Source organism: Paenibacillus sp. KS-LC4 (genome assembly GCF_036894955.1).
Lineage (GTDB): Bacteria > Bacillota > Bacilli > Paenibacillales > Paenibacillaceae > Pristimantibacillus.
Genome location: NZ_CP145905.1, coordinates 2420759 through 2446399 on the forward strand (window position 1 = coordinate 2420759; position 25641 = coordinate 2446399).

The 25641-nt window shown below is 48.8% G+C and carries 25 protein-coding genes and 1 other annotated feature; of the genes, 21 read left to right on the forward strand and 4 right to left on the reverse strand.

Annotated elements, in window-relative coordinates; genetic code table 11:
- Positions 1-64: 64 nt before the first annotated feature.
- The 15 genes from V5J77_RS10285 (at position 65) to V5J77_RS10355 (ending at position 14746) form a co-directional block, all read left to right on the forward strand.
- The gene (locus V5J77_RS10285) at positions 65-814 is read left to right on the forward strand and encodes an FtsQ-type POTRA domain-containing protein (RefSeq protein ID WP_338555680.1); all 750 of its coding nucleotides are present in this window, start codon (positions 65-67) and stop codon (positions 812-814) included.
- A 356-nt stretch (positions 815-1170) separates the two neighbouring features.
- Positions 1171-2418, forward strand: a complete 1248-nt coding sequence (gene ftsA, locus V5J77_RS10290) for a cell division protein FtsA (protein ID WP_338555681.1) — start codon at positions 1171-1173, stop codon at positions 2416-2418.
- Positions 2419-2434: 16 nt separating this feature from the next.
- The gene (ftsZ, locus tag V5J77_RS10295) at positions 2435-3571 is read left to right on the forward strand and encodes a cell division protein FtsZ (protein ID WP_338556691.1); all 1137 of its coding nucleotides are present in this window, start codon (positions 2435-2437) and stop codon (positions 3569-3571) included.
- A gap of 287 nt (positions 3572-3858) precedes the next feature.
- Positions 3859-4830 (forward strand): sigma-E processing peptidase SpoIIGA, encoded by a 972-nt coding sequence (gene spoIIGA, locus V5J77_RS10300; protein WP_338555682.1) that lies wholly within the window; start codon positions 3859-3861, stop codon positions 4828-4830.
- Positions 4831-4835: 5 nt separating this feature from the next.
- Positions 4836-5558, forward strand: a complete 723-nt coding sequence (gene sigE, locus V5J77_RS10305) for an RNA polymerase sporulation sigma factor SigE (protein ID WP_046230421.1) — start codon at positions 4836-4838, stop codon at positions 5556-5558.
- 102 nt (positions 5559-5660) lie between these two features.
- Positions 5661-6443, forward strand: coding sequence for an RNA polymerase sporulation sigma factor SigG (gene sigG / locus V5J77_RS10310; RefSeq protein WP_338555683.1), 783 nt, complete (start codon positions 5661-5663; stop codon positions 6441-6443).
- Between the two features lie 246 nt (positions 6444-6689).
- On the forward strand, positions 6690-6968 hold the full coding sequence (locus tag V5J77_RS10315) for a YlmC/YmxH family sporulation protein (RefSeq protein WP_046230423.1): 279 nt from the start codon (positions 6690-6692) through the stop codon (positions 6966-6968).
- Between the two features lie 33 nt (positions 6969-7001).
- Entirely contained in the window at positions 7002-7856 is an 855-nt protein-coding gene (gene pgeF, locus V5J77_RS10320) for a peptidoglycan editing factor PgeF (protein ID WP_338555684.1), read from the forward strand.
- Between the two features lie 5 nt (positions 7857-7861).
- Positions 7862-8578: a YggS family pyridoxal phosphate-dependent enzyme gene (locus V5J77_RS10325; RefSeq protein ID WP_338555685.1), complete on the forward strand. Its 717-nt coding sequence runs from the start codon at positions 7862-7864 to the stop codon at positions 8576-8578.
- 3 nt (positions 8579-8581) lie between these two features.
- Positions 8582-9037 (forward strand): cell division protein SepF, encoded by a 456-nt coding sequence (gene sepF / locus V5J77_RS10330; protein ID WP_338555686.1) that lies wholly within the window; start codon positions 8582-8584, stop codon positions 9035-9037.
- A 34-nt stretch (positions 9038-9071) separates the two neighbouring features.
- Entirely contained in the window at positions 9072-9320 is a 249-nt protein-coding gene (locus V5J77_RS10335; protein ID WP_338556693.1) for a YggT family protein, read from the forward strand.
- A 27-nt stretch (positions 9321-9347) separates the two neighbouring features.
- Entirely contained in the window at positions 9348-10136 is a 789-nt protein-coding gene (locus V5J77_RS10340) for a YlmH/Sll1252 family protein (protein ID WP_338555687.1), read from the forward strand.
- 87 nt (positions 10137-10223) lie between these two features.
- A complete protein-coding gene (locus tag V5J77_RS10345; RefSeq protein ID WP_338555688.1) occupies positions 10224-10721 on the forward strand; it encodes a DivIVA domain-containing protein in 498 nt (165 codons plus the stop codon).
- A gap of 68 nt (positions 10722-10789) precedes the next feature.
- Positions 10790-11090: a binding site (T-box leader), on the forward strand.
- 41 nt (positions 11091-11131) lie between these two features.
- A complete protein-coding gene (gene ileS, locus V5J77_RS10350) occupies positions 11132-14221 on the forward strand; it encodes an isoleucine--tRNA ligase (protein ID WP_338555689.1) in 3090 nt (1029 codons plus the stop codon).
- Positions 14222-14398: 177 nt separating this feature from the next.
- A complete protein-coding gene (locus tag V5J77_RS10355; RefSeq protein ID WP_338555690.1) occupies positions 14399-14746 on the forward strand; it encodes a DUF5665 domain-containing protein in 348 nt (115 codons plus the stop codon).
- Between the two features lie 113 nt (positions 14747-14859).
- Here the strand turns inward: V5J77_RS10355 and V5J77_RS10360 are convergent, their stop codons facing one another.
- Entirely contained in the window at positions 14860-15600 is a 741-nt protein-coding gene (locus tag V5J77_RS10360) for a TraR/DksA C4-type zinc finger protein (RefSeq protein WP_338555691.1), read from the reverse strand.
- Between the two features lie 123 nt (positions 15601-15723).
- Here V5J77_RS10360 and lspA point away from each other — a divergent pair, with 123 nt between their 5' ends.
- From lspA to V5J77_RS10380, 4 genes are all read left to right on the forward strand, one after another.
- Positions 15724-16248: a signal peptidase II gene (gene lspA / locus V5J77_RS10365; RefSeq protein WP_338555692.1), complete on the forward strand. Its 525-nt coding sequence runs from the start codon at positions 15724-15726 to the stop codon at positions 16246-16248.
- Positions 16249-16375: 127 nt separating this feature from the next.
- On the forward strand, positions 16376-17224 hold the full coding sequence (locus tag V5J77_RS10370) for an RluA family pseudouridine synthase (RefSeq protein WP_338556695.1): 849 nt from the start codon (positions 16376-16378) through the stop codon (positions 17222-17224).
- Positions 17225-17350: 126 nt separating this feature from the next.
- Entirely contained in the window at positions 17351-18586 is a 1236-nt protein-coding gene (locus V5J77_RS10375; RefSeq protein WP_338555693.1) for an LL-diaminopimelate aminotransferase, read from the forward strand.
- Positions 18587-18988: 402 nt separating this feature from the next.
- Positions 18989-19432 carry a hypothetical protein gene (locus V5J77_RS10380; RefSeq protein WP_338555694.1) on the forward strand — a complete coding sequence of 148 codons (444 nt, stop codon included), beginning with the start codon at positions 18989-18991 and terminating at the stop codon, positions 19430-19432.
- Positions 19433-19667: 235 nt separating this feature from the next.
- Here V5J77_RS10380 and V5J77_RS10385 read toward each other — a convergent pair whose 3' ends face one another.
- The 3 genes from V5J77_RS10385 to V5J77_RS10395 form a co-directional block, all read right to left on the reverse strand.
- Positions 19668-20765, reverse strand: coding sequence for an endospore germination permease (locus V5J77_RS10385; RefSeq protein ID WP_338555695.1), 1098 nt, complete (start codon positions 20763-20765; stop codon positions 19668-19670).
- A gap of 262 nt (positions 20766-21027) precedes the next feature.
- Entirely contained in the window at positions 21028-22233 is a 1206-nt protein-coding gene (locus V5J77_RS10390) for a Ger(x)C family spore germination protein (RefSeq protein ID WP_338555696.1), read from the reverse strand.
- Between the two features lie 18 nt (positions 22234-22251).
- A complete protein-coding gene (locus V5J77_RS10395; RefSeq protein ID WP_338555697.1) occupies positions 22252-23772 on the reverse strand; it encodes a spore germination protein in 1521 nt (506 codons plus the stop codon).
- 418 nt (positions 23773-24190) lie between these two features.
- Between V5J77_RS10395 and pyrR the strand changes: the two genes are divergently transcribed.
- Both pyrR and V5J77_RS10405 read left to right on the forward strand, forming a co-directional pair.
- Complete coding sequence (gene pyrR / locus V5J77_RS10400) at positions 24191-24736, forward strand: bifunctional pyr operon transcriptional regulator/uracil phosphoribosyltransferase PyrR (RefSeq protein ID WP_338556697.1); 546 nt, start codon at positions 24191-24193, stop codon at positions 24734-24736.
- Entirely contained in the window at positions 24737-25636 is a 900-nt protein-coding gene (locus V5J77_RS10405; protein WP_338555698.1) for an aspartate carbamoyltransferase catalytic subunit, read from the forward strand.
- Positions 25637-25641: the final 5 nt, after the last annotated feature.

A 25641-nucleotide genomic window follows, 5' to 3' on the forward strand; every position in this document is an offset into this window, starting at 1 on the left:
AATAGAAACACCCGGCTCCTGCTATTTGGGAACCGGATGTTTTTGGGGAAAGAAGGGACAAGTTATGAGCGCGCCGATGCCAGTGCTTAAAAAACCGGTAGGCAAACGAAAGGGCAATCGCAAGCTGCTTAGCGTGCTTGTGCTGCTTTTTGTCATTTTGCTGTCCGTATTGTTTTTTAATTCTTCCATTAGTAAAATTTCGGAAATTCATATTGAAGGCACTGCCTATACGACTGCTGCAGAAATTGGACAGGCTGCCGCTATTTCAGTGGGAGACGCTTTTTTTGGTACAACGTCGGCAACGATTGAGGAAGCGGTTAAAGCAATTCCGACCATTAATAATGTCACCGTGGACAAAGCTTTCCCAGGGAAGGTGACGATTACAGTAGAGGAATACCCTGTCGTAGCCTTTGAGCTGTTCAGCGATGGCCATTTGACAGCGCTGCTGGCGAACGGATCGGAGCTTCCAGCAGCCAACGAGGAGCTATTGGTTAATAAGCCTGTATTGTCTGGGTGGAAGCAGGGAGATGCTTACCGCGTAAAGCTTGCGGAGCAGCTTGGCAAAATTCCGGCGAAGCAGTTGTCGGATTTATCCGAAATTATGCCATATCCTTCTAAGGCGTATCCAGACCGCATCAAAATTTATACGCGCACGAAATTTGAGGTTGTGACAGCCATTTCATTGCTGAGCGAGAAAATCGAAACGATGAATGCGGTCATTGAAACACAAGAACCTGGAAAAATAACCCTGCTGCTAGCGGATACTTATGATTCTTTTATAAAAACAGATCCAGAAAATGAAGAAGGCAGTTGAAAAACATACTACTCATTTTTAGAAAACAGTGATAAGATTTTATAGGTGGACTTTTTTAGAATAATGCAAAACGACGTGCTTGGCGCTTAAACACCATATGAGTATTCTTAAAAATAGAGGGAAGGATCTGATAGTGTCATCCTTTCTCTATATTTCTCGGAATGAAACGCGCCTCGCCGCCAAAAGATGGAGACAACCGTTTCACCTTGATGAAAATTAAAATTCATATAGAGTTAGAAAAATAGTGCTCTTAAAAAGAGGGATACTATTAACTGCGTTGAATATGTAAAAAGGCGTTTTGTGATTAAACTGATACAAGCTGTATAATTTATAAGTTGAAACGGAGGTGCCGCGGGTTGAGCAGCAACGACATCATCGTCAGTTTAGACATCGGTACATCCAAAGTTCGTGCTATTATTGGCGAAGTGAATAACGGAGCCATTAATATTATTGGAGTTGGATCTGCCGACTCAGAGGGTATTCGCAAAGGAGCTATTGTAGATATCGACCAGACCGTTCAGTCGATTCGCAATGCGATAGAGCATGCGGAACGAATGGTAGGTATTCAAATATCAGACGTCTATGTAGGGATTCAAGGCAATCATATTGCTTTGCAAACCAATCATGGCGTCGTTGCCGTATCCAATGAGGACCGTGAAATTGGCGAGGAAGATATTGAAAGAGTTGTACAGGCTGCGAAAGTAGTAGCCTTGCCGCCTGAACGCGAGATTATTAATTTAGTGCCAAAGCAATATTTGGTAGACGGACTGGAGGGCATATCCGATCCTCGGGGGATGATCGGCGTGCGTCTGGAAGTGGAAGCCACTATTGTAACCGGTACTAAGACAGCGATACATAATTTGATGCGCTGTGTGGAGAAAGCAGGGCTCCGCATTTCTGGTGTCATATTGATGTCATTGGCATCCGGCGTTATATCGCTGACGAAAGATGAGAAAATGATGGGTACTGTACTTGCGGATATCGGAGCAGGCTCCTGTACGATTACGATTTTCGAGCAGGGTGGACTTGCAGCGACTTCTACGCTTCCTATCGGCGGAGAATACGTAACGAACGATATCGCATATGGTTTGCGTACCCAAAGTGATCAAGCTGAGAAAATCAAGCTGAAATACGGCTGCTCCTACATTGGCGATGCTGCGGAAGATGTGAAGTTCAAAGTTCTCCGTATGGGAAGCAATGTAGAGAAGGAATTTTCTCAAGTCGATTTGGCGAGCATTATCGAGCCTCGGATGCAGGAGATTTTCAGCCTGATCAAGCAAGAGGTTCGTCGTCTTGGTTATCATGACAAGGTCAGCAGCTATGTGCTGACTGGAGGAGCAGTGACAATGCCGGGCACATTGGCGCTTGCTCAAGCAGAGCTTGAATCCACCGTACGCGTGGCACTTCCGGATTATATCGGCGTGCGCGATCCTGCTTACAGCAGCGGTGTAGGAATGATTCAATACGTATCGAAATATATGGGAGTGCGCGGAACAACCAGCACAGTAAAAAAAGCCGCAAGCAGCCGCAAAACGGGTTCCACCGCTTCATCCAAACCCGGTATGTTCGAACGGATAAAAAATATGTTTAACGAATTTATTTGATCGGGGGAAATTGATGATGTTGGAATTCGACATGGAATTAGAGCAGCTCGCTCAAATAAAGGTTATCGGCGTCGGCGGCGGCGGCAGCAATGCGGTTAACCGAATGATTGAAAATGGGGTGAAAGGTGTTGACTTCATTACGGTCAACACGGATGCTCAGGCGCTGCACTTGGCAAAATCCGAGCATAAGCTGCAAATCGGCGACAAGCTGACACGTGGACTTGGCGCGGGTGCTAACCCTGAGGTGGGCAAGAAGGCCGCTGAGGAATCCCGTGATCTCGCACTTAACCAGCTGAAAGGCTCGGACATGGTATTTGTTACCGCAGGTATGGGCGGCGGCACAGGAACAGGCGCTGCGCCTGTTATTGCCGAAATCGCAAGAGAATGCGGTGCGCTGACTGTCGGCGTAGTAACCCGTCCATTCACCTTCGAAGGCCGCAAGCGTGCCGCACAAGCGGAAATGGGCATAGAAGCGCTTAAAGAGAAAGTAGATACACTGATCGTTATTCCAAATGATCGTCTACTTGAAATTGTCGATAAGAAGACTCCTATGCTGGAGGCATTCCGTGAAGCGGATAATGTGCTGCGTCAAGCGGTGCAAGGTATTTCCGACTTGATCCAAGTACCAGGTCTGATCAACCTTGACTTTGCAGACGTTAAGACGATTATGACAGAGCGCGGCTCTGCACTGATGGGAATTGGTGAAGCCAGCGGTGAGAACCGTGCAGCAGAAGCGGCGAAAAAAGCCATTATGAGCCCGCTGCTGGAAACGTCTATTGACGGCGCGCGAGGCGTTATTATGAACATTACAGGCGGCAGCAACCTGAGCCTGTATGAAGTCAATGAAGCAGCAGAAATTGTTATTTCCGCTTCTGATCCGGAAGTGAATATGATTTTTGGTGCCATCATTGATGATAATTTGAAGGATGAAATCAAAGTTACCGTCATTGCGACTGGCTTTGAACACAAGGGTGCTCCGGCTGCTAGACGTACGCCGCAGCAGCAAGGAGAATCAGAGACTCGCCAGCAGTCGGCAGGCTCGGGCTCCACGGCTGCTTCGACATCGTCTGTCAAGCCTTTTGGCGCTAGCACTTCGAGCGATCAGCTTGAAATTCCAGCCTTTTTGCGCAACCGTCCACGCAGCGATCGTTAGGTGGCGGTTTATAGCCTGCAATAAAGTCCGCTTTCCCTATTACCAATTAGGGAGCGGGCTTTTTGCGTTACTTGCCGTTAGGCAGCAGGTAGGCAAAAGCACTTTTAATGCTGTCAAACGACCGCTTGTCCTGCCGTTTTTTATTCGCACGCTCGACAAAAAAAGATGGCTCACCCCGTCATGATTAGACAGACTTTGAAATAGGATTTTAATATACTAGTCTCAATCGTTCTCACCGACGCCATGCATCAAGCTTGGCGGACGGTATTCGCGGGAAGGTGACGATTGTGGCTGTATATGTCGATGTCATGTTTGTGCGGGAGCTGCTGGTCGATGGCGGGCTGCTGCTGACGACAGCGTGGGCGAGGAACATTCGAGCCAAGCCCTGGCGGGTGCTTGCCGCTGCAAGTGTCGGTGCCAGCTACGTCGTGCTTATGCTTTTTCCAATGCTTTCGATTTTGTTTACCTTAGTTGTCAAGCTGGGCTTTTCCATACTAATGCTGTGGATTGCCTTTGGTTACGGATCGATTCAGCATTTCTTGCGCACGACAGCAGCCTTTTATGCTGTTAATTTCGTGGCGGCGGGAGCGATCATCGGCATTTATTATTTGCTGATGCAGGGCTCGGGAGAAGTATGGAGAACGATTGCCTTTGTCGATGGAAGCATGCATGTTGAGCTGAAAATGAGCCTTATTTATTTATTTGCAGCGTTTTGTATCGGGCTGTATATATACCGCACCGTGTTGACGCAGCGTCGTGAAAGGGAGTTGGTGCAAACTCATCTTGCCGATGTAAGTATTCACATTGAAAATCTGGAATTCCGCTGCATTGGATTGATTGATACGGGCAATCAGCTCTATGATCCATTGTCACGAACTCCGGTAATGGTCGTTGAAGCCGCTCTTTGGCAAAATGAATTACCACCTTCATGGCTGCAAAGCATTCGTGAGGCCGAGGTGGATCGTCTCGTAGCGGGCATGGGCGCTGACGTCTTTATTTGGCAGCATCGCTTGCGGCTCATTCCTTACCGCGGCGTGAACCGCGGCTCGCAGTTTATGCTGGCGCTAAAGCCGGATTTTGTCCGAATCGAGCGCGATGGCTCCAGTTACGTGGCGAAAAAAGTGTTGATTGGACTCGATGGCGGCAAGCTGACAGCAGACAGCTCGTATCAGGCAATCATTCATCCCGCCCTTGTGCAGACTCCACAAGCAGAAGCGAGGCAGGAGACTGAAAATAATACGATTATCGGGGAGGGATAGGCCGGATGCTCGTCAAGTGGAAATTGGTTCTGCAGTTATATTATTATCGGACTTTATTTTTATTCGGACTAAAGAGCGAAGAGATTTATTATATCGGTGGAAGCGAAGCGCTGCCGCCTCCCTTGACGCGGGAAGAGGAAGAATATTTGCTGGGCAAGCTGCCCTCTGGGGATACGGCTATTCGGGCGATGCTCATTGAGCGCAACCTTCGGCTCGTCGTATACATTGCCCGCAAATTCGAAAATACAGGCATCCATATTGAAGATTTGGTGTCCATCGGCGCCATTGGCTTAATTAAAGCGGTCAACACCTTTGATCCAGAGAAAAAAATCAAGCTGGCGACCTATGCTTCACGCTGTATAGAGAATGAAATTCTCATGTATTTGCGCCGCAACAATAAAACGCGTACCGAGGTTTCTTTTGACGAGCCGCTGAATATTGATTGGGATGGCAATGAGCTGCTGCTGTCGGATGTGCTCGGAACGGAAAATGATACGATTTACCGCAATATTGAGGAGCAGGTCGATCGCAAGCTGCTGCATAAGGCGCTCGACAAGCTGACGGAGCGTGAACGCATCATTATGGAGCTGCGCTTCGGGCTAGCAGATGGGGAAGAGAAGACGCAGAAGGATGTTGCCGATCTGCTCGGTATCTCTCAATCTTATATTTCGCGATTGGAAAAACGCATTATTAAGCGGCTGCGCAAGGAGTTCAACAAAATGGTATAAAAGGGCAATCCATAGAGTTGCAAAGCGAAGGTCAAAACAGGAATATTTCGGGCGTGCGAGGAGATAATGAACATTAATGTTTCTCCTTGGGAGGTAATCACGTTGGCACGAAATAAAGTCGAGATCTGTGGAGTGGATACCGCGAAACTGCCTGTCCTGACAAATGTTGAAATGCGGGAGCTGTTCACCGCTTTGCAAACCCGCAATGAGTGGGCAGCCAGAGAGAAATTGGTTAATGGCAACCTGAGGCTTGTGCTTAGTGTCATTCAACGCTTTAACAATAGGGGAGAGTTTGTAGACGACTTATTCCAGGTCGGCTGCATTGGACTTATGAAGGCGATAGATAATTTTGATCTTGGCCAGAACGTCAAATTTTCCACCTATGCCGTCCCGATGATTATCGGGGAAATCCGCCGTTATTTGCGCGACAATAACCCGATTCGCGTATCGCGAAGCCTGCGGGATATCGCTTATAAAGCGCTGCAAGCAAGAGACAGCCTGACGAATCAAAATTCGCGCGAGCCGACGATTTTTGAAATTTCCGAAATGCTGAATGTTCCCAAGGAAGATGTCGTGTTCGCGCTTGATGCGATTCAGGACCCGGTATCGTTGTTTGAGCCGATCTACCATGACGGCGGCGATCCGATTTATGTGATGGATCAAATTAGTGACGACAAAAATAAAGACGTGTCATGGATCGAGGAAATTGCGCTCCGCGAAGCGATGCATAAGCTGAACAATCGGGAAAAAATGATTTTGTCGATGCGTTTTTTCGAGGGCAAGACGCAAATGGAGGTCGCCGATGAAATCGGCATCTCGCAGGCTCAAGTATCACGCCTGGAAAAGTCGGCCATCCAGCAAATGCAGAAGCATGTTAAGACGTAGATGCACGTGAAAAAGATTCAGAGCTGCGTGAAGGCTTAGTTGTCACGCAGCTCGTCTTTTGGAAAGCAGGCCGGACAATGATGTCCGGTCTTTTTCATTATCTAAAGGCGGTTATTTTGCGAAAGAGGACATTTTGGGCGCGTCTTACATATACTAATACAAGGAACAGCATAGCTAGGTTCGGCTAGGCAGGGTGCCCGGTCATTAAAAAGTTATTCATCCCGCTGGAAAAGTGGTGAGCAGAAGATGAAAATATCTGATTTTCAGACGAAGGATGTCATTAATATTGTGGACGGCAAGAAGCTTGGACATATTACCGATTTGGAGCTGGATTTGCGGCAGGGACGTATCGATTCCATCGTCATTCCGCAGTATAGCCGCTTTATGGGGCTGTTTGGCGGGCCTGGCGGCGAGGTCGTCATTCCTTGGCGCAACATTGTGAAGATCGGGGCAGATGTTGTGCTTGTTCGCATGGATGAAACGAAGCAGCGCCTGGAGGAAGAGGATTTGCACGCCAGAGGATAACAGAGTAAACTGCATAAAGAGGTGATGACTCGAATGGAAGCTTTTAAGTGGAATCATTCAGCGAAGAATCCTTCGCTTTTTTTGTTGTCTAATTGGATGGATGAAAATAAACAGCTGACAGCCGGCTTTACCGGCCGCGATGGCGGTGTAAGCGCCGCGCCTTGGGCGACGCTGAATATGGGGCTGCATGTCGGCGATGAAGACCTAGACGTCGTTGTCAACCGCCAGCGGGTTGCTGCTGCGGTCGGCTTTCCCTTCGAGGCTTGGACCTGCGCGGAGCAGGTGCATGGCGCGGATGTCTACAAAGTAACCGAGCAAGACGCTGGGCGGGGCAGGGAATCCCGCAGCGATGCGATTGCGGATACCGATGCCCTGATGACGGATGTGCCCGGCATTTTGCTCGCTTCCTTTTATGCGGATTGCGTGCCGCTTTATTTTTATGATCCGGAGCATCAGGCGGTAGCGCTTGCCCATGCAGGCTGGAAGGGAACGGTTTCGAGCATTGCGAAGGTGACGCTTGAGGCGATGAATGCGGAATATGGCACAAGAGCAGAAAAGGTGCGCGCAGCCATCGGCCCGTCGATCGGAGGCTGCTGTTATGAGGTAGATCAAACGGTCACGAGCAGGGTGCAGCCAATTCTGGATACATTCGCTTTGCAGGGCGAGGAAGCGCGCAATAAGCTGATTAAGCTGCTGCCAAATGGCAAGGCAATGGTCGACTTGAAAGAAATTAACCGTCAAATTATGATGAAAGCAGGAATTATGCCGATCCATATCGAATTAACACAGTGGTGTACTGGGTGTCGTCGCGATCTATTTTTCTCCCACCGGATGGAGGGCGGCAAAACAGGACGAATGGCCAGTTGGATTGGAATTGCAAAGAGGTGACGAAATTGGAGAGCTCATTAACAGAGCGGATAGCAGAGGTACAGCGCCGGATCGATGCAGCGTGCGAGAGAAGCGGTCGTAAGCCGGAGGATGTGAACGTTATTGCGGTGACTAAATATGTATCGCTCGCTACAGCTGTACAGGCGTTTGACGAGGGGCTTCGCCATTTAGGCGAAAACCGCTTTCAGGACGCGCTGCCCAAGTGGGAAGCGATTAGCGGCGAGACAGCCGAAGGGGGCGATGGACAAGCCATTTGGCATTTCATCGGTTCGCTGCAAACGAATAAGGTTAAAGATGTCATAGGGAAGTTTACATACATTCACTCGCTGGATCGTTTGTCGCTTGCACAGGCGATTGAGAAGCGAGCAGCGCAGCTTGGCGTGCAGGTGCCCTGTATGATTCAGGTTAATGTATCGGGCGAACAATCCAAGCATGGACTTGAACCGGAGCAGCTGCCGGAGCTTTTGGAGGCGATAAAAGGCTTTCAGTATGTACAGCCGATTGGCTTAATGACGATGGCGCCTTATGAGGCTGAAGCTGAGCAGACCCGGCCGGTATTCCGTGCCTTGCGGGAGCTGAGGGATAAAATGAATAGGGAAGTGGCTTTGAACGCACCGCTGACGGAACTTTCCATGGGCATGTCAGGCGACTTTGAGGTCGCGATTGAAGAAGGCGCAACGTGGATTAGATTAGGAACGATACTTGTGGGAAAAGAGGGATGACGAATGGGCGTTATGAATAAGTTTATGAATTTTCTTGGTTTGCAGGAGGAAGAAGAGATCATTGAACGGGAAAGAAGCGTACAGCCAGAGGAGCCCGATCATGAAATTGAAACCTCTCCGTTCGAAGCACGTAAAAATACAAAGGGCAACAACATTGTAAGCATACATTCGCAGAAAAATGTACGAGTCATCTTGAGCGAGCCGCGCTCCTACGATGAGGCGCAGGATATTGCCGATCATTTGCGTTCGCGACGTGCCGTCATTGTAAACCTGCAACGTGTGCGTACTGACCTTGCGCTTCGCATAGTTGATTTCCTCAGCGGTACAGTGTACGCTTTGGGTGGCAATATTTCGAAGCTCGGCCCCAACATTTTCCTATGTACGCCGGATTCGGTTGAAATTCAAGGGTCGATTACGGAAATGATGGCAGAGGACAATGAATACTCCAAAATGAGGTGACCACCGATTGTACAGTAGTGTATCAGGGCTCATTATGAACCTTCAAAGTATTTACAGCTTTATGATTATTGGTTATGTTTTATTGTCATGGTTGCCGAATGCGCGCGAAAGCTTTATTGGCGTATTTTTAGGCAAGCTGGTTGAGCCGTATCTAGGCATATTCCGCCGTTTCATACCACCAATTGGCGGTATGATTGATATTTCCCCAATCGTAGCGATTTTTGCGCTTCGTTTTGTGGCAATGGGGCTCATTGCGGTAGTAGGCTTTATACTGCCTGGCTAGATTTCAAAAGTTAGGAAGGGAATTTCAATGAAATTACCTATATATGACCATTTCCACCCGGACGAGAAGCCATTCGTTGATCGGGCGTGGGAATGGGTAGAGCGGTCCGCACAGCAGCATGAGCTGAAGCGGACCGATTTTTTGGACCCGAGACAGGCACAGATTTTGCAAAGCCTCGTCAATCGTCATCCAGATGTGGAGTTGAGGCTGGATGGCGGCTATCCTGAGGCTGAGCGCTGCCGGGCAATTATTGGGCCGGATTATCGGGATTTGGATCAGGAGCTTGCCGCTATTTCCGTGCTGGAGGTTCAGGTAAGCGGCCCGAGCGGGACGAGCCAGCAGCTTGATCATGGCGATTATCTTGGCGCCTTGCTCGGCCTCGGCATCAAGCGTGACCGAGTAGGGGACATACACGTGCATGAAGGCTTCGCTCACATTATGATGACCGATGACATCGCCGACTATTTGAATGTTCATTTGCGGCAGGTGCATCGGTCGAGTGTGCTCACTGAAATGATTCCGCTGTCTTCCTTGTTGCCGGTTGTGCCGGAGCTGCAGGAAATGAGCTTTACAGTCGCTTCGATGCGGGTGGATGGCATTGCAAGCGATGTGCATCGAATTAGCCGGACAAAGATCGTCGATCCTATCCGCGCCGGCAGATGCCGGGTGAACTGGAAAACGGTGGAGGACCCGTCCGAGCAATTGCGCGAGGGCGATGTCGTATCCATTAAAGGGCTGGGCCGATTTAAAGTTTTGGAGGCGGATGGCGTGACGAAGAAAGGCAGAATTCGGCTGAGGGTAGGCAAATTTATTTAGCCCTATTGCAGGATTTTGCTGGCGGTTGTCGAATCCTTTCCACAGCAAATGTTTTCCGGTATGGAAATAAGTCGAGGAGGTGCGCCGATGCCGTTAACGCCATTGGACATACATAATAAGGAATTTGGTCGCCGGTTGCGCGGCTATGACGAGGATGAGGTCAATGAATTTCTTGATCAGGTCATTAAAGATTATGAAACGATTATCCGCGAAAATAAGGAGCTGCAAAACCAGATCCTTAATATGCAGGAGAAGCTGAACCATTTCTCAAACATCGAAGAGACGCTGAGCAAGACGATAATCGTCGCACAAGAGGCGGCTGACGAGGTTCGAAGCAATGCGAAGAAGGAAGCACAGCTCATCATCAAGGAAGCGGAGAAAAATGCGGATCGCATTATTAATGACTCGCTGAGTAAATCGCGCAAAGTATCGGTTGAGGTTGAAGAGCTGAAGAAGCAGGCGTCTATTTTCCGCGCACGGTTCCGCACGCTTGTAGAGGCGCAGCTGGAGCTGCTCAGCCAGGACGATTGGAGAACGCTTGATCCAGGCCAGCATTCGGAGCTGGAGCAGCTTTCCCGCGGTTAATCCGCGCAAGGCTGATTGACAATAGGTCAGCGATACGCTATAAATAGGATTAATGATTGTTCAGATGTAAAACTTCGTTGACGAGAACGAGTATGTATCGTTGCTTGATCCACAGAGAGTCGTTGCGTTGCTGCAAGACGACGTTCAAGCGGTTACAGAATATCCTCTCCGAGAAGCGGCGCCGAAACTTCGACTGACCAGCTGCGATTTAAGGCTGTATGGTAGAAGGAGTAAGGGCTGACGGTCTGTCCTCCGTTACAAGGACCGTGGATGCTAAGGCATTCACGCCAAAGGTGCCGTCCTTTAAGCTGCATATGCAGCGATGATGACGGAACAAGGGTGGTAACGCGAGCAAGCCTCGTCCCTTTACAGGGGCGGGGCTTTATTTTTTTTTCGGGAGGAATATGAAGATGCAACGTGTAGATGTGAAGGAAAAAGCAAGAACGCGCGAGCTTCGTGTATTGAAGCAGTGGGCAGATAACGATACGTTCAAAAAATCAATTGAAAACCGCGAAGGTAAGCCGAATTTCGTATTTTATGAAGGTCCTCCGACCGCAAACGGCGCGCCGCATATCGGACATGTGCTGGGCCGAGTCATCAAGGATTTTATTTGCCGCTACAAAACGATGTCCGGCTATCGCGTTGTTCGCAAAGCGGGCTGGGATACGCACGGTCTCCCTGTTGAGCTTGGCGTTGAGAAGCAGCTCGGCATTTCTGGCAAGCAGGAGATCGAGAATTACGGTGTAGAAGCTTTTATCAAAAAATGCAAGGACAGCGTCTTTGAATATGAGAAGCAATGGCGTGAGCTGACCGAGGGCATCGCCTATTGGACAGATTTGGATCATCCGTACATTACGCTTAAAAACGAATATATCGAAAGTGTATGGCATATTCTTTCGACGATTCATAACAAGGGCTTGCTGTATCGCGGCCACCGCGTCAGCCCTTATTGCCCTTGCTGCCAAACGACGCTTAGCTCCCATGAGGTTGCGCAGGGCTATGAAGACGTTAAAGATTTGAGCGCTACTGTCAAGTTCAAGCTTGCCGGCAGCGGCGAATCAGTACTGGCGTGGACGACAACCCCTTGGACATTGCCGGCGAACGTAGCATTAGCTGTCAATCCTGAGCTGGAATACGTTCGTGTCGCAAGCGGCGGCGAAGTATTTATCGTCGCTCAAAACCTGGTGGAGAGCGTATTTAAAGAGGAGCACGAGGTGCTGTCCTCGCTAAAGGGCTCTGAGCTGGTAGGCGAAAGCTACGAGCCGCCTTTCCGCTACGTTGCCGTAGAAAATGCGCATAAAGTGATTGCTGGCGATTTCGTAAGCGATACGAGCGGTACAGGTATCGTACACATTGCGCCGGCTCACGGTGAGGATGACTACAGAGTGGCACGTCAGAACGGCATCAGCATGCTGAACGTCGTGAACAATGCGGGACGTTACGTCGATGAGGTGACGGACCTCGCTGGCCGCTTCGTTAAGGATTGCGATGTAGACATTGTGAAAATGCTTAGCGAGCGTGAACTGTTGTTCTCGAAGGAGCGTTATGAGCATAGCTATCCGTTCTGCTGGCGCTGTAAATCGCCGCTATTGTATTACGCGACTGAAAGCTGGTTCATCGAGACGACGGCGGTTAAAGATCAGCTGATCGCTAACAACAATGGGGTAGACTGGTACCCAGGCCACATCCGCGATGGCCGCTTCGGTAAGTTCCTTGAGGATCTAGTAGACTGGAACATCAGCCGCAACCGCTATTGGGGAACGCCGCTGAACGTATGGATTTGCGAGGCGACAGGCAAGCAATATTCGCCGGGCAGCATTGCCGATCTGCGCGAGCGTGCAGTTGGCTTTGTGCCGGAGGACATTGAGCTGCATAAGCCTTACGTCGATGAAATCAAGCTGAAATCGCCGTTTGCCGAAGGCGCAGTTATGACGCGTACACCGGAAGTCATTGATGTATGGTTCGACAGCGGCTCAATGCCGTTTGCGCAGCATCATGTGCCTTTTGAAAATGCTGAGCGTTTTGCCGAGCAGTATCCGGCTGATATCATTTGCGAGGGCATTGATCAGACGCGCGGCTGGTTCTACAGCCTGCTTGCGGTATCGACGCTCTACAACGGCAAAGCGCCGTATAAAGCGGTTATTTCGACCGGGCATATTTTGGATGAAAATGGTCAGAAAATGTCCAAATCCAAAGGCAATGTCATCGACCCTTGGGAGATCATTAATGAGTACGGCACAGATGCATTCCGTTGGGCTCTGCTTGCAGATAGCGCGCCGTGGAACAGCAAGCGTTTCTCGCGTTCAATCGTAGGCGAAGCAAAATCCAAGGTCATTGACACCATTGTCAACACGCACGCTTTCTATGCGTTGTATGCAACCATTGATGGCTTTGATCACAAAACGCATGAAGAGCGTCATTCGGCAAATAAGCTGGATCGCTGGATCGTCTCCCGTCTGAACAGTCTGATCAAAACGGCTGTGAAAGGGCTGGACGGAAATGACTTCCTGAACCCGGCGAAGGCGATTGAAATATTCGTTGACGAGCTGAGCAACTGGTACATCCGTCGTTCCCGTGACCGTTTCTGGGGCAGCGGCCTGACCGAGGACAAAATCAATGCCTATCAAACGCTGCGTCATGTGCTGCTGACATTGGCACGCGTCATTGCGCCATATGCCCCGCTGCTGGCGGAAGACCTCTATGGCAATCTTGGCGGCGGAGAAAGCGTCCATCTCGCAAACTATCCTACAGCAGACGAGTCCGCTATTGACTTAACACTAGAGCAGGATATGGAGAGCGCGAAGCAAATTGTGGAGCTTGCCCGCAACGTCCGCAACGAAACGGGCATCAAGACGCGTCAGCCGCTGTCTGAGCTGATCGTGTCCCTTGACCGTGAGTTTGACGTCGCAGGCTATGAGGAAATCGTGAAGGACGAAATCAATGTCAAGTCGATTGTTGTGCAAAACAGCGACAGCGGATTTGTAGATTTTACATTCAAGCTAAACCTCAAAGTCGCTGGTAAAAAATACGGCAAAAACGTTGGTCCGATTCAGGCGCATCTGAAATCGCTGACGGCAGACGAGACGCGCGCCATTATAGCGCATGGCTCGCTCGCTATGGCCGTGGATGCGGAGGAGCTGTTCATTCCGGTCGAGGAGCTTCTCGTTGAGAAGCAAGCGAAATCCGGCTTTGCCTCCGCCTCCGGCAGCGGCATTACCGTAGCGCTGAACACCGACATTACGCCTGAGCTGGAGCAAGAGGGCTGGGTGCGAGAAGTCATTCGCGCGGTTCAAGATACGCGCAAAAAGCTGGATTTACCGATCGAGAAGCGCGTTGATCTTGTGCTTAGCGTCGATGACGAGCTTCGCGCAGCGCTTGAAGCATTCAGCCATGTGCTGAAGGAAAATGTATTGCTGAGCAGCGTTTCCTATGAAGAGCTGGAAGGCAGCGAGCGTATCCAACTGGGCGAGAAGGAAATTGGTATTTTGATTAAAGGGTAAGGCGAAGGCATAGGCGTACGTGCACGCGCACGCGTAGGTGCGAATAATTTTGTGCCGAGCTTCTTTTAAATCAGCATAAGAAAAAGGCGTTTAAGGATATAGTATAAGGAGCTATTAAAAAACGAGCATAACCAATGCTCGTTTTTTCCTTATTTTATGCCTGGGAGGGATGCCGAGATGAAAGAGCAGGAGCGCAAGCCGATTCGTTCCGTGAAGGATGAGCAGTCGCTTGAACATACGCTGAGCAAGCTGGATAGCAGGCTGAGCAAAATAGCGGCAGAAATGGAACGTACGCAAATCGCTGAATATGTAGATTTGCTCAATCGACCGTTTAGCCTCATATGGCGCAATGTGCTTGCTGGACTGGCGAGAGGCGTCGGGATCGCAATTGGCTTTACTTTTTTTGCAGCGACGATTCTTTATGTATTGCAAATATTAGGTGCGCTCAATTTGCCGATTATCGGCGACTATATTGCGGATATTGTTCGCATCGTTCAGATTCAGCTGGAAGGGAAAAACTATTAAGCAGCGGTTTACATACACGGCAACGCTCCGCTATTTATTCATAATGCCAGCAGGCAAGAGCAGGGCATCTTATGAGCAAATAACGGAGGCTGCCGTCTGTTAGCGAAATGGCTTTAACTGTCCGGCTCCAAATGATGGTCGCCTTCATTGCTTTCCATATAACGCTTATATTGTGAATTATGAATAATGGACACATGGCGTCCGGTTATATCGGTGGCGACGAAGCTTTCAAGCTGCTCCACAAAACCTTCATTTTCCTCTGAAGCGGAGCCAATATGCTCATAATCATATGCCTCGCGATTAGCAGACATGGCCGGGGAGTCCGAGTTGCCCCATTGCTCGACAATTTGCCAAGCGTCCTCGCCGTCGAAGCCGGCCCAGCCCGTGTATGCTTTTTCACTGGAATAGCCGTAAGGCAGCTGGATCGTTTCTTCCTCCACAGGACGATGATAAGTTAAATCCTGACGCGGGGCATGGTCCAGGCAATATAAGCAATCAGGGATGGCCTCCAGCCGCTCATAAGGTATCGGCTCCTTGCACACGATGCAGGTACCGTAGGTTCCGTTTTGAAAAGCTTCCAGCGCCGCGTTGATTCTGTTTAAATGCAGCTCCTCCTGCTCCAGCAGGGCAATGTCCTTACTGCGCTCGAATAAATCGGTTCCAGCATCTGCCGGATGATTGTCCACTGCTGACAGCTCGCTGTTGCTTGCTTTCCACTCGGAATCAAGTCCATAATGCCCGTTATGTTCAAGTCGCTCTTCAATGTCTTGTTTGTCTGATATTAATCGAGCATGAAGCTCGCTAAGCTGTTCCATCGTAGGCAGCCGCATGGGCAGGCACCATCCTTTGTTCATTTAGTCCTCCGCGCCGCAGAGGCTGGCTCATTCCATATTGACTATGCTACAATAGCTTGGGATATATGACGGAATGTTATGCAGACGGATAGGCCGTGCATGTACAACGAAAGGAGAAAGTAGATGCGTTATTACTACTACTGGATCGCTTTATTCGTATTTGTTGTAGATTTTATAACGAAGAAAATAATTGCGACAACGATGAATCTGGGTGATTTGATTAGTGTAATTGGAAATTTCTTTTACATTACTTCACATCGCAACAGGGGGGCTGCCTTTGGTATTTTGCAGGAGCAGCGATTATTTTTTATCGTCATTACGATTGTTATTTTAGCCGCGATTATCTGGTACATACAGACGACTCGGAAGCTCGGCAAAGCATGGCTGCTGACAGGTCTTGGACTTGTGCTTGGCGGAGCGTTCGGCAATTTTCTTGACCGGGCGATGTACGGCGAAGTTGTCGATTTCCTGTTGTTTAATTTCGGCAGCTATTCATTCCCGATTTTTAATGTCGCTGATTCGGCGATTTGCGTAGGTGTCGCGCTAATATTGATTGATGCCTTGCTAACCTCGAAACAAGAGAAGCAGGATCAACTAAGAAGTGAAGAGGATAAGGAGTCTAACCAGAATGAGCAGCAAACCGTTTAATGAGCAAGAAATAGAGCAAGAGCTTGAGCAGGAGGAGCAGGAGCAGGAGCAGGAGCAGGAGCAAGTGGGGTTTGTCATTGACGAGGATCAAGCTGGCGAGCGTCTGGATAAAGTCGTAACCGAAGCGATGGATGATCCCGCAATATCGCGTACGCAGGTACAGGAATGGCTTAAGGCAGGAGCCGTTACGGTAAATGGACAAACAGGCAAAAGAAATTATAAGGTTGCTGCCGACGACGTTATCGTCATTACAATTCCAGAACTGGAAGAGGCGATCATCGCTCCTGAAAATATTCCGCTTGATATCGTCTATGAGGATAGCGACGTCATCGTCATTAATAAGCCGCGTGGACTAGTCGTTCACCCTGCGCCGGGGCATTCATCCGGTACCGTTGTCAACGCGCTCATGTATCATTGCAAGGACTTATCGGGGATCAATGGTGTATTGCGTCCCGGCATCGTCCATCGCATTGACAAGGACACCTCAGGACTGCTGATGATTGCGAAAAATGATTTGGCCCACGCTTCGCTAGCCGCGCAGCTGAAGGACCATTCGATTACACGCAAATACATCGGCTTGGTGCATGGCAATTTGCCGCATGACCATGGCACAATTGATGCGCCAATCGGCAGAGATACGAATGATCGTAAAATGTTCACGGTCACGGAGCGCAACAGCAAGCATGCGGTCACGCATTTCATGGTTATCGAGCGTATTGGGGAAGACTATTCGTTAGTGGAGCTTCAGCTCGAAACGGGTAGAACGCACCAAATCCGTGTGCATCTAAAATATATCGGCTATCCGCTCGCTGGAGATCCTATGTATGGCCGCAATAAGACGGTGGCGCTTAAGGGGCAAGCCTTGCATGCAGCCGTGCTTGGCTTTAAGCATCCGCGCACAGGCGAGCTCATGCATTTCGAAGCGCCGATTCCTGGCGATATGAACCATGTACTAAGCATGCTGCGCGGCCGTTAAATCGAACACAGCTTGGCAGGTTTGCTGCTTTGAAGTAGCGCAAAAATACAAACTTTTGGGCAATTCCTTTATTAAGTCTCGGGGAAAAGTAAGCTATTCTTGTAGTTAAAGGATTGGTGATAAATAATGACGAACATTAACCATAATTACCAAGAGTTGCAAGGCAGCTATTTATTCTCTGAAATTGCTAAGCGTCGCACACAGTTTATTAAAGAAAATCCGAATGCTGAAATTATTAGCTTAGGAATTGGCGACGTTACGCGAGGCTTGCCGGAAGCGGTAGTTAAAGCGATGCATGAGGCAGTGGACGAGCTGGCTGTACCGGGCTCTTTCCGCGGCTATGGCCCGGAGCAAGGGTATGACTTCTTGATTAATGCTATTATCGAGAATGATTACAAAGCACGCGGCGTCGATATTCAAACGAACGAAGTCTTTTTGAGCGATGGCTCGAAATGCGACGTAGGCAACATTCAGGAGATTTTTAGCCAAAACAGCATCGTAGCCGTTCAAGATCCGGTTTACCCGGTTTATGTGGATACGAATGTGATGGCGGGGCGCTCCGGCAAATACAATACCGATTCGAAGCGTTATGAAAATATCGTTTACCTGGAATGCACAGCGGAAAACAATTTCACGCCAAGCTTGCCAGACCGCAAGGTGGATCTGATTTATCTCTGCTACCCGAACAATCCGACGGGCATGACGCTTTCCCGTGAGGAATTGAAAAAATGGGTCGACTATGCGAAGAGCAACAACTGCATCATCCTGTATGATTCGGCTTATGAGGCTTTCATTCAAGAAGTGGATGTGCCGCATAGCATTTATGAAATTGAAGGCGCGAAGGAAGTCGCAATCGAATTCCGCAGCTTCTCCAAAACAGCAGGCTTCACAGGCGTTCGTTGTGCCTACACTGTCGTTCCTCGCGAGCTGAAGGGCTTCGATGACAACGGCGTAGAAGTATTGATCAACGATCTGTGGAATCGTCGTCATACTACTAAATTCAATGGTGTTTCTTATGTAACGCAGCGCGGAGCAGCAGCGATCTACTCGCCAGAGGGCAAAGAGCAGATTAAAGCGCTTGTTGATTACTACATGACGAATGCCAAAATCATTCGCGACGGTCTTGCTTCGCTTGGCCTTGAAGTATTTGGCGGCGTCAATGCCCCTTACATTTGGCTTAAGACACCAAACGGCCTTGATTCATGGGCGTTTTTCGATAAGCTGCTTTCGGAGGCTAACATTGTTGGTACGCCGGGCGTGGGCTTCGGTCAAAGCGGCCAAGGCTACTTCCGCCTGACTGCTTTCGGCAGCCGCGAGAACACGGAAAAAGCGGTTGAGCGTATTCGCAAAATGTCGCTGTAACTCATTTGAATATGATGTCACGAAGGAGCTGTCCAGAAAGTCAGTGTAAACTGACTGCTGGACGCTCCTTTTCTAATGAATCCCGCGATGTTTCGAACGTAACAAACAAAATCGGAATTCTCATTAAAGAATGGCAATACAATCCCTCGGTGATGTGTTAATTAAGACAGTACTCTCTGCGAATTAAAAGTATATATTTTGATTAATCATAAAGGGTTAAGTTCAATAAATAACAGATAATCACTCTAAAACTTTTGAACTAGGAAAAAAGAACGAAAAATCAAAAAATGAATTTTTATTTGTACCTATAATATGTTAAAAGTGATATTATATAGGTGTGAGTTGGCCGACTCCTTCATCTAAGACATACCTTCAAAATAATATTTAGGAGGTAATTTTCTAATGAAGTTTGCTAGGTCGATTATACTAACCCTTGTTTTGATGCTGTCTCTAGCCACAGTAGCATCGGCAACTCCACTGAATCAGGACTTCTCTGAGCCCGCGAATAATTCTCCATTAACAACCTATCAATTTAGTCAAAACGAGGTCCATTCGTGGATTCAGTCACCAACAGATATTGACTTTTGGAATTTTGTTTCGCCCAAAACAGTTGTTCAACAAATCTGGCTGCAACCACCAAGCGGAACATTTTATGAACTGGCAATTTTTGAGTATCCTGGCGGGAGTTCTTTAGCACATGTATTTGCATATGGAGGCACTGCTTCGTTACTATATGTTTACCTTCAAGCAGGTAAAAAATATTCTATTATGATAAAGTCGCATAATGGCTCTTATGATGACACCTCTACCAACTTTTACACCGTTGGGCTGCCTGGTCTATTCTAGTCTAGTCGGGGCTGTCCAAAAGGTCAGTGAAAACGGACTATTGGATGCCCCGTTATTGCTGAATGTTTAAAATGGAGACAAAAAAATCGTCTTTCCTGTAAAATGGAGGTTACAACAAAACCCATTTACAGAAGGACGATTTTTTGCGTAATCAGATGGCTACTATAGAACAGTGCACCATGCATGGACGAGCAATTTTTTGATTTTTAATCATACGCCCATTTGACGCAGTTTTCTATTTTTGCTTGAATTTTTTTCTAATGAAGTAAGTGACCAAGAGCAGCGCAGGAAATATAAAAGCATAGGTAAGATCCCAGTCCACCCAGTAAGGTACGATGGTTTTCACATAATATAAAATGTTGGGGGCAATCATCAGAGCCAGTCCGAACATAAGGAAGGCAGTCGTGACAGTAAATGGCTTATAGGTCGTAAGCTTTAACAGTTGGGCGGTGCCAAGCGTAAAGGCGTAGAAAAACAAAACGGTTTTGAAGAAGGTGGAAATGACCCAGGCGGTAGCCATTAAAGCTTCAATACGCTGGAGAAATGCGCCTATATTTATTTTTTGTGTCAGCAAATAGGTCGAATAAATGTTGTGCTCCGTAAAGTATGCGCCTAGCACGGTCAAGGAAATAAACACGAGCAGGGCGAGCAGAAGAGAGGCGAATAAAGCTGCGAGCAAGACATCCTTATTCCGATGGGAGGAACGGGTGGTATACGGATAAATCATCATAAATGAGCATAGCTCCCCGCATGGATAAACGCTGGACAGCAGCGTCGCATGGGCAAAGGAGGTGGTTTCCGAGCCTAGGTATGGCTTTAGCTGCTTCAAATCTACCTGAGGCAACAGGCATATTATAAGAAACAAGCATATGGCAAGGAAGCAGGGCAATAAAATTTCTGCGCTTCGGGCAATCGGCTCTAACCCGTTCCACACTCCCCATAGCAAGGCGAGCACAAAGAGTAAGTGGATAAAGCGAATCGGTGTCTTCTGATACAGCTGCGTCGTTAGGAAATCACCGACCTCGCGAATAAAGGTTGCGCCCGCAAACAGGAAAAAATATAAATAGGCGCAGCTGATCAGAATACCGAGCCATTTACCAAGAATGCGCTCATTGATTTGAATCAAATTTAGCTGCGGGTACAAGCTGCTTACCTTAAGCATCAGCCATAGGAAAAAAAGTCCGAACGGGATGCCGAGCAGGGCGGCAATCCAGGCATCCTGCTGGGCATAGCCTGTTGTTACGGATGGAAAGATTAATATCATATCGCCAATGACCGCCAGAAAAACAAGAACGGACAACTGTCTTACGCTAATTTTGCCTCTTTCCAGCATAGGGACTCCCTTCATCATTCAAGAATGGAACAGCTGATCAAAAAATTGATTGAATGGCTCATATATCCAAATAATCGGATGAAGCGGACTGGGCGTAATTATCAAGTTTGCCGCTAATATGCTGCATGCTGTTCCAGCGCATAATAGCACGAAATAAACGGCTGCTTCGCGCTTCAGCCTTTGCTTGATTAGAGCAGGCATTTGTATCATTCCGAAAGAAAAAGCGACAGTGAGCACAATGAAGGTGGGCATGCTCATGGGTCTATTCCTTTAAATCCTGCAAAATCGAGTCGTCCAGCATACCGACGCGGCGTAATTTGCTGTGTGCCTCATACTCAACCTTAAGAGTGGTGAATTCATCTTCCCAGTTATCGCGCAGCTGTGCCCACAGCTTCGGCTTCTCGCGGCTAATGGCTAAGCCAAAGCCGAAAATATCTGAATGATAGCGCCTTTGAGCAGCAGTCACACTGCTTCTCATAAGCTGGATAAGCTTTTCTTCGCTACTATTTTGAATCGCCTTGATATCACTTTGATTAGAGATTGGTGTTGTGCAGCCATCTCCCAAAATACTTGAGGTGTTTGTAAGCGTGATATGAATAACAGGTTTTCCGGCAATGACTTTTACTTTTATGTCGGTGTTCGAGCGTAAAACTAATAGACTCAGCCTGCCCTTGTTGTCCGGACAAGGCAAATTGCCTGATGTGGTTTGTACATTGTTCGTGATGTAGTTATAGCCTTTGCTCTCCTGTTCATTCATCCACCCCAGCAGCTTGTCCTTCCTGAGTACACCCATTCCTGTGTAGGTGAGGGTTGCTTTGGGCTTGATGGAGGCTAAATTGTCCTTGCTGCCGCCCTCCGACCTGTTGCCTATGATTTCGATGCCGGTCATAACAGGCTCTACCCCCTCATTAATCATTTTTTCGAGCAATTCATCGGATTGGGTCGTAATAGTAGGTGCCCATGTAGTAGAAGAGTTTTGCAGCGAAAGAAACATGTTGTTGGCAGGGATCGTTTCCAGTGGAGTCAGCACATTCAAGATGTCAGCTGCTTTGGAATGCCGAGCAATCATAACAAAAAAGTCAGGGCGCATTTCTGGATGGCGGAGCATATTTTCCAGTTTGTCGGCAATGCCTGTACGGGCAACGGCTTCGCTGAACACCAGTACGCGAATATGGGAGATATAACCGTTACGCGGACTACTCAGGCTCATTTTATGAATGGCGTCTAAAATCGTTTGGGCCTCTGTCTGATAAAGCGTAACGGGTGTCGTCGTGCTTTTCCCTGAGTTGGAGGCGACCTCGGAGGGCACAACAATTTGAAAGGATACGCTCAGCATGTTGTTTTTGCCTTGATCAATACCCATGGCGAGCACAATACCCAAATCGTTCATTTCCTTGCGATCCCAGCAGCCAGGTAGAAGCAGCATAAGCAAAGCGGCCGTCAGCAAGGAAGATATTTTTTTGTTCATGGAGACTTCCCCACCTTTCTATAAGCGTTTCGACCGCTGCTTTTGCCTTGTTTTCTGTCCATTTCCGCTACTCAGAGGACGTCTTAGCATATGGGTCCACGGCATGCGAAACAGCGAATCCTTAATATCAGAGGCTGCAAATGGACCGAATGGACTCATATAGGGGGCACCGAATGAACGGAGGCTCGTCAAATGCAGCAAGATGACCAACAGGCCAATTAAAATGCCGTAAAAGCCAAAGGAGGCTGCCAGCAGCATAAGGATAAAGCGCAAAATGCGGACGGCGATCGACATGCCGTTTTCTGGAATGACGTAGCTCGATATGGCCGTTATAGAGACGATAATGACCATCGCCGCAGAGACGACGCCAGCATCGACCGCCGCTTGTCCGATGACAAGTGTTCCGACAATCGACACCGCTTGCCCGACCGTCTTCGGAATGCGCACGCCAGCCTCCCGCAAGATTTCATAGGTAAGCTCCATAAGCACCGCTTCAATAAAGGCAGGAAACGGAACGCCCTCGCGCTGCGCCGCCAAATTAATGAGCAGACTTGTAGGCAGCATTTCCTGATGAAAAGTCGTAATGGCGATATAGAAGGAAGGCGCAAGCATAGCGATAAAAAACGATAAATAGCGAATGAGCCGAAGGAGGGTGCTAATATCCGCACGCTGGTAATAATCCTCAGCCGATTGAAAAAAATGGACAAACAACGAAGGAACAAGCAGCACGAACGGCGTACCATCGACTATTATAGCGACCCGCCCTTCCAGAAGTGCAGCAGAGACGGTATCGGGCCGCTCGCTGTTGTAAATGGTCGGAAACGGGGTTAGCGTTACATCCTGAATCAGCTCCTCGATATAGCCGCTTTCCAAAATGCCGTCGATGTCAATATCGTCGAGTCTGCGTCGTAATTCGTCGAGCACGCTCCTGTCGACCAGATGATTTACATACAGGATGGCAACGGAGGTTTTGGTTACATTACCAATTTGCCGAGTCTCTATCCACAGCTGCGGATCTTTAATTCTTCTTCTAATCATTGTCATATTGGTGCGTAAATTTTCGGTAAAAGCTTCCATCGGTCCGCGAACGACCGATTGCGATTGTGCCTCCGTAATGGAGCGGTTCTCCCATCCGGCTGCGCTGATGGCGATAGCCAGTGTGCTGTTATCCAGCAGCAAAATAATAGAGCCGGATAGCAGGCGATGGAACAGGGATTCCATTTCTTCCATATAATCCGTATCTCCTGAAATCAATACATCCTCCTTTACATGCCTCAGTCGGTCAATTGAATTATCAAATTTCGGGGTATGCTCATTCGGGTAGCCCATGAGTGAAGCGAGCACTGATTGATGAAGCATTTGAACATCTATCATGCCTTCCATATACACGAGTGCGCCGGGCCATAGATGCAGGCAGGAAAAACGCTTGACGACGAGATCGGGGCTGCCGCCGATTTCGGTACGGATATGCTGGAGACATGCTTCGAGTGAAGTCGGCAGGCTGATTTTTTCATGCGGCTGAACGATTTGTGACTGCATCAAGTTCCCTCCTGCTGGCAAAATGTGCGTAGCTGCTGCTTAGTATGTCTGCAAACTGTAAAAAATATGTTAGTCATCCAGTCATAGGCTGGAGGCTCGTATTTACTGCCGCCGCCCCTTGACATCTTATGTCGAACGTGGGATAATTCCTTTGGTATAAAGTTGTACCTTTAACTCAGTCCTGTGAGGCTGGCAAGGTAGCGTGAATAGTTGATTAATCAAGCTGGGGACATGCAACTCCTCATCTTCCGCAACTCATGAGGTTGGCGGGGATGGATGGAATCCGCAGCGGTTAATCATGGGCTCCTTGCGAATACGCAAGGAGTCTTTTTTATAAAGCGCCTTGATGAGAGTTGGCAGTTCAACCTGCGCTAGGATGGGAGGTTACGTAACGGTGGAAGAAGAGCACTTGGTCATTATGGATGATGCAGCCATTCGCCGCGCACTCACCCGCATCGCCCACGAAATTGTGGAGAAGAACAAAGGCATCGACAACTGTACGCTGGTCGGCATTCGGACAAGAGGCGTTTATATCGCCCGAAGAATAGCGGAGCGCATTCAGGAAATCGAAGGCAAGCCGGTTGCGGTAAAAGAACTGGACATTACGCGCTATCGCGATGACGGCAAGGTATTAGGCAGTCGCACCGAGATGGAAGCGGGCATGATCGGCGAGATGGATGTCGAATTGTCGGTCGTACAGGACCGCAACATTATTTTGTTCGACGATGTGCTGTATACCGGTCGGACGATTCGCGCCGCGATGGATGCGGTGATGGATTGCGGCAGGCCGCAAAGCATTCAGCTTGCCGTGCTGGTTGACCGTGGTCATCGGGAATTACCGATCAGGCCGGATTTTGTAGGCAAAAATGTGCCATCCTCCAAACAAGAGCAAATCTCCGTTACGTTAACCGAGATTGATTCCTTAGACCAGGTGAAAATTATTCATCAGAGGGGGCAAGCCTAAATGACACTTTTACAGCTCAGACAGCGCAGTTTGCTTGGTTTGAAGGAGCTTGACGCAGAGGAAATTATTGCTATATTGGATCGTGCCGCTCATTGGGAGCAGCAGGAGACGAAAGTACAGAGCGTGCTGCCGGGCAAGTTTGCAGCTAACATGTTTTTCGAGAACAGCACGCGCACACGCTTTTCCTTCGAGGTAGCGGAGAAGCGGCTTGGGGCGGAAGTGCTGAACTTCTCGGCAGCCGTATCGAGCGTGCAGAAAGGCGAGTCGGTATATGATACCGTTCGCACCCTTGAGTCGATGGGCATAGACGTCGGCATTATCCGGCTTAAGCCGATTGGCTTGCTTGCCGAACTGGCTACGAAAATTAAAGTGCCGCTGATTAACGCAGGCGATGGCAACAACGAGCATCCAACACAGGCGCTGCTTGATTTATATACGATGCGCAAGCAATTCGGCGAAATTAAAGGCTTGACCGTCTCGATTATCGGAGACATTCTGCACAGCCGCGTAGCGCGTTCAAATTTGTACGCTCTGCAAAAGCTGGGCGCAACGGTGAAGTTTTGCGCTCCTGCGAACTTGCAGGCGCCGAGCCTTGACGCTCGTTATGTGACGATGGAGGAAGCGCTGAAGTCCGATGTCGTGATGATGCTGCGGGTACAGCTTGAGCGTCACGAAAGCGGCATGCTGAGCTCGGCTGAAAGCTACCGCGAGCAGTTTGGACTCACGGTGGAGCGAGCAGCGACAATGCCGGAGCATGCGATTATTATGCACCCGGCGCCGATCAACCGCAATGTTGAAATTGACGATGAGCTGGTCGAGCATGCCAGGTCCCGGATTTTTAAGCAGATGGAGCACGGGGTTCCGGTCAGAATGGCCGTCATAGAACGGGCTTTAAACTAACTTTT

Excerpts from the sequence above, each read along its gene's own strand:
- V5J77_RS10345 (WP_338555688.1), top strand. The coding sequence starts at position 10,224 with ATGCCGTTAACGCCATTGGACATACATAATAAGGAATTTGGTCGCCGG.
- V5J77_RS10360 (WP_338555691.1), bottom strand. The coding sequence starts at position 15,600 with ATGAACAAAGGATGGTGCCTGCCCATGCGGCTGCCTACGATGGAACAG.
- pyrR (WP_338556697.1), top strand. The coding sequence starts at position 24,191 with ATGGATGATGCAGCCATTCGCCGCGCACTCACCCGCATCGCCCACGAA.
- V5J77_RS10390 (WP_338555696.1), bottom strand. The coding sequence starts at position 22,233 with ATGAACAAAAAAATATCTTCCTTGCTGACGGCCGCTTTGCTTATGCTG.
- V5J77_RS10375 (WP_338555693.1), top strand. The coding sequence starts at position 17,351 with ATGACGAACATTAACCATAATTACCAAGAGTTGCAAGGCAGCTATTTA.
- sepF (WP_338555686.1), top strand. The coding sequence starts at position 8,582 with ATGGGCGTTATGAATAAGTTTATGAATTTTCTTGGTTTGCAGGAGGAA.
- V5J77_RS10385 (WP_338555695.1), bottom strand. The coding sequence starts at position 20,765 with ATGCTGGAAAGAGGCAAAATTAGCGTAAGACAGTTGTCCGTTCTTGTT.
- V5J77_RS10335 (WP_338556693.1), top strand. The coding sequence starts at position 9,072 with ATGAACCTTCAAAGTATTTACAGCTTTATGATTATTGGTTATGTTTTA.
- V5J77_RS10395 (WP_338555697.1), bottom strand. The coding sequence starts at position 23,772 with ATGCAGTCACAAATCGTTCAGCCGCATGAAAAAATCAGCCTGCCGACT.
- V5J77_RS10380 (WP_338555694.1), top strand. The coding sequence starts at position 18,989 with ATGAAGTTTGCTAGGTCGATTATACTAACCCTTGTTTTGATGCTGTCT.
- ileS (WP_338555689.1), top strand. The coding sequence starts at position 11,132 with ATGCAACGTGTAGATGTGAAGGAAAAAGCAAGAACGCGCGAGCTTCGT.
- V5J77_RS10340 (WP_338555687.1), top strand. The coding sequence starts at position 9,348 with ATGAAATTACCTATATATGACCATTTCCACCCGGACGAGAAGCCATTC.
- V5J77_RS10315 (WP_046230423.1), top strand. The coding sequence starts at position 6,690 with ATGAAAATATCTGATTTTCAGACGAAGGATGTCATTAATATTGTGGAC.
- sigE (WP_046230421.1), top strand. The coding sequence starts at position 4,836 with ATGCTCGTCAAGTGGAAATTGGTTCTGCAGTTATATTATTATCGGACT.
- V5J77_RS10370 (WP_338556695.1), top strand. The coding sequence starts at position 16,376 with ATGGATGATCCCGCAATATCGCGTACGCAGGTACAGGAATGGCTTAAG.
- pgeF (WP_338555684.1), top strand. The coding sequence starts at position 7,002 with ATGGAAGCTTTTAAGTGGAATCATTCAGCGAAGAATCCTTCGCTTTTT.
- V5J77_RS10285 (WP_338555680.1), top strand. The coding sequence starts at position 65 with ATGAGCGCGCCGATGCCAGTGCTTAAAAAACCGGTAGGCAAACGAAAG.
- lspA (WP_338555692.1), top strand. The coding sequence starts at position 15,724 with ATGCGTTATTACTACTACTGGATCGCTTTATTCGTATTTGTTGTAGAT.
- ftsZ (WP_338556691.1), top strand. The coding sequence starts at position 2,435 with ATGTTGGAATTCGACATGGAATTAGAGCAGCTCGCTCAAATAAAGGTT.
- V5J77_RS10405 (WP_338555698.1), top strand. The coding sequence starts at position 24,737 with ATGACACTTTTACAGCTCAGACAGCGCAGTTTGCTTGGTTTGAAGGAG.
- V5J77_RS10355 (WP_338555690.1), top strand. The coding sequence starts at position 14,399 with ATGAAAGAGCAGGAGCGCAAGCCGATTCGTTCCGTGAAGGATGAGCAG.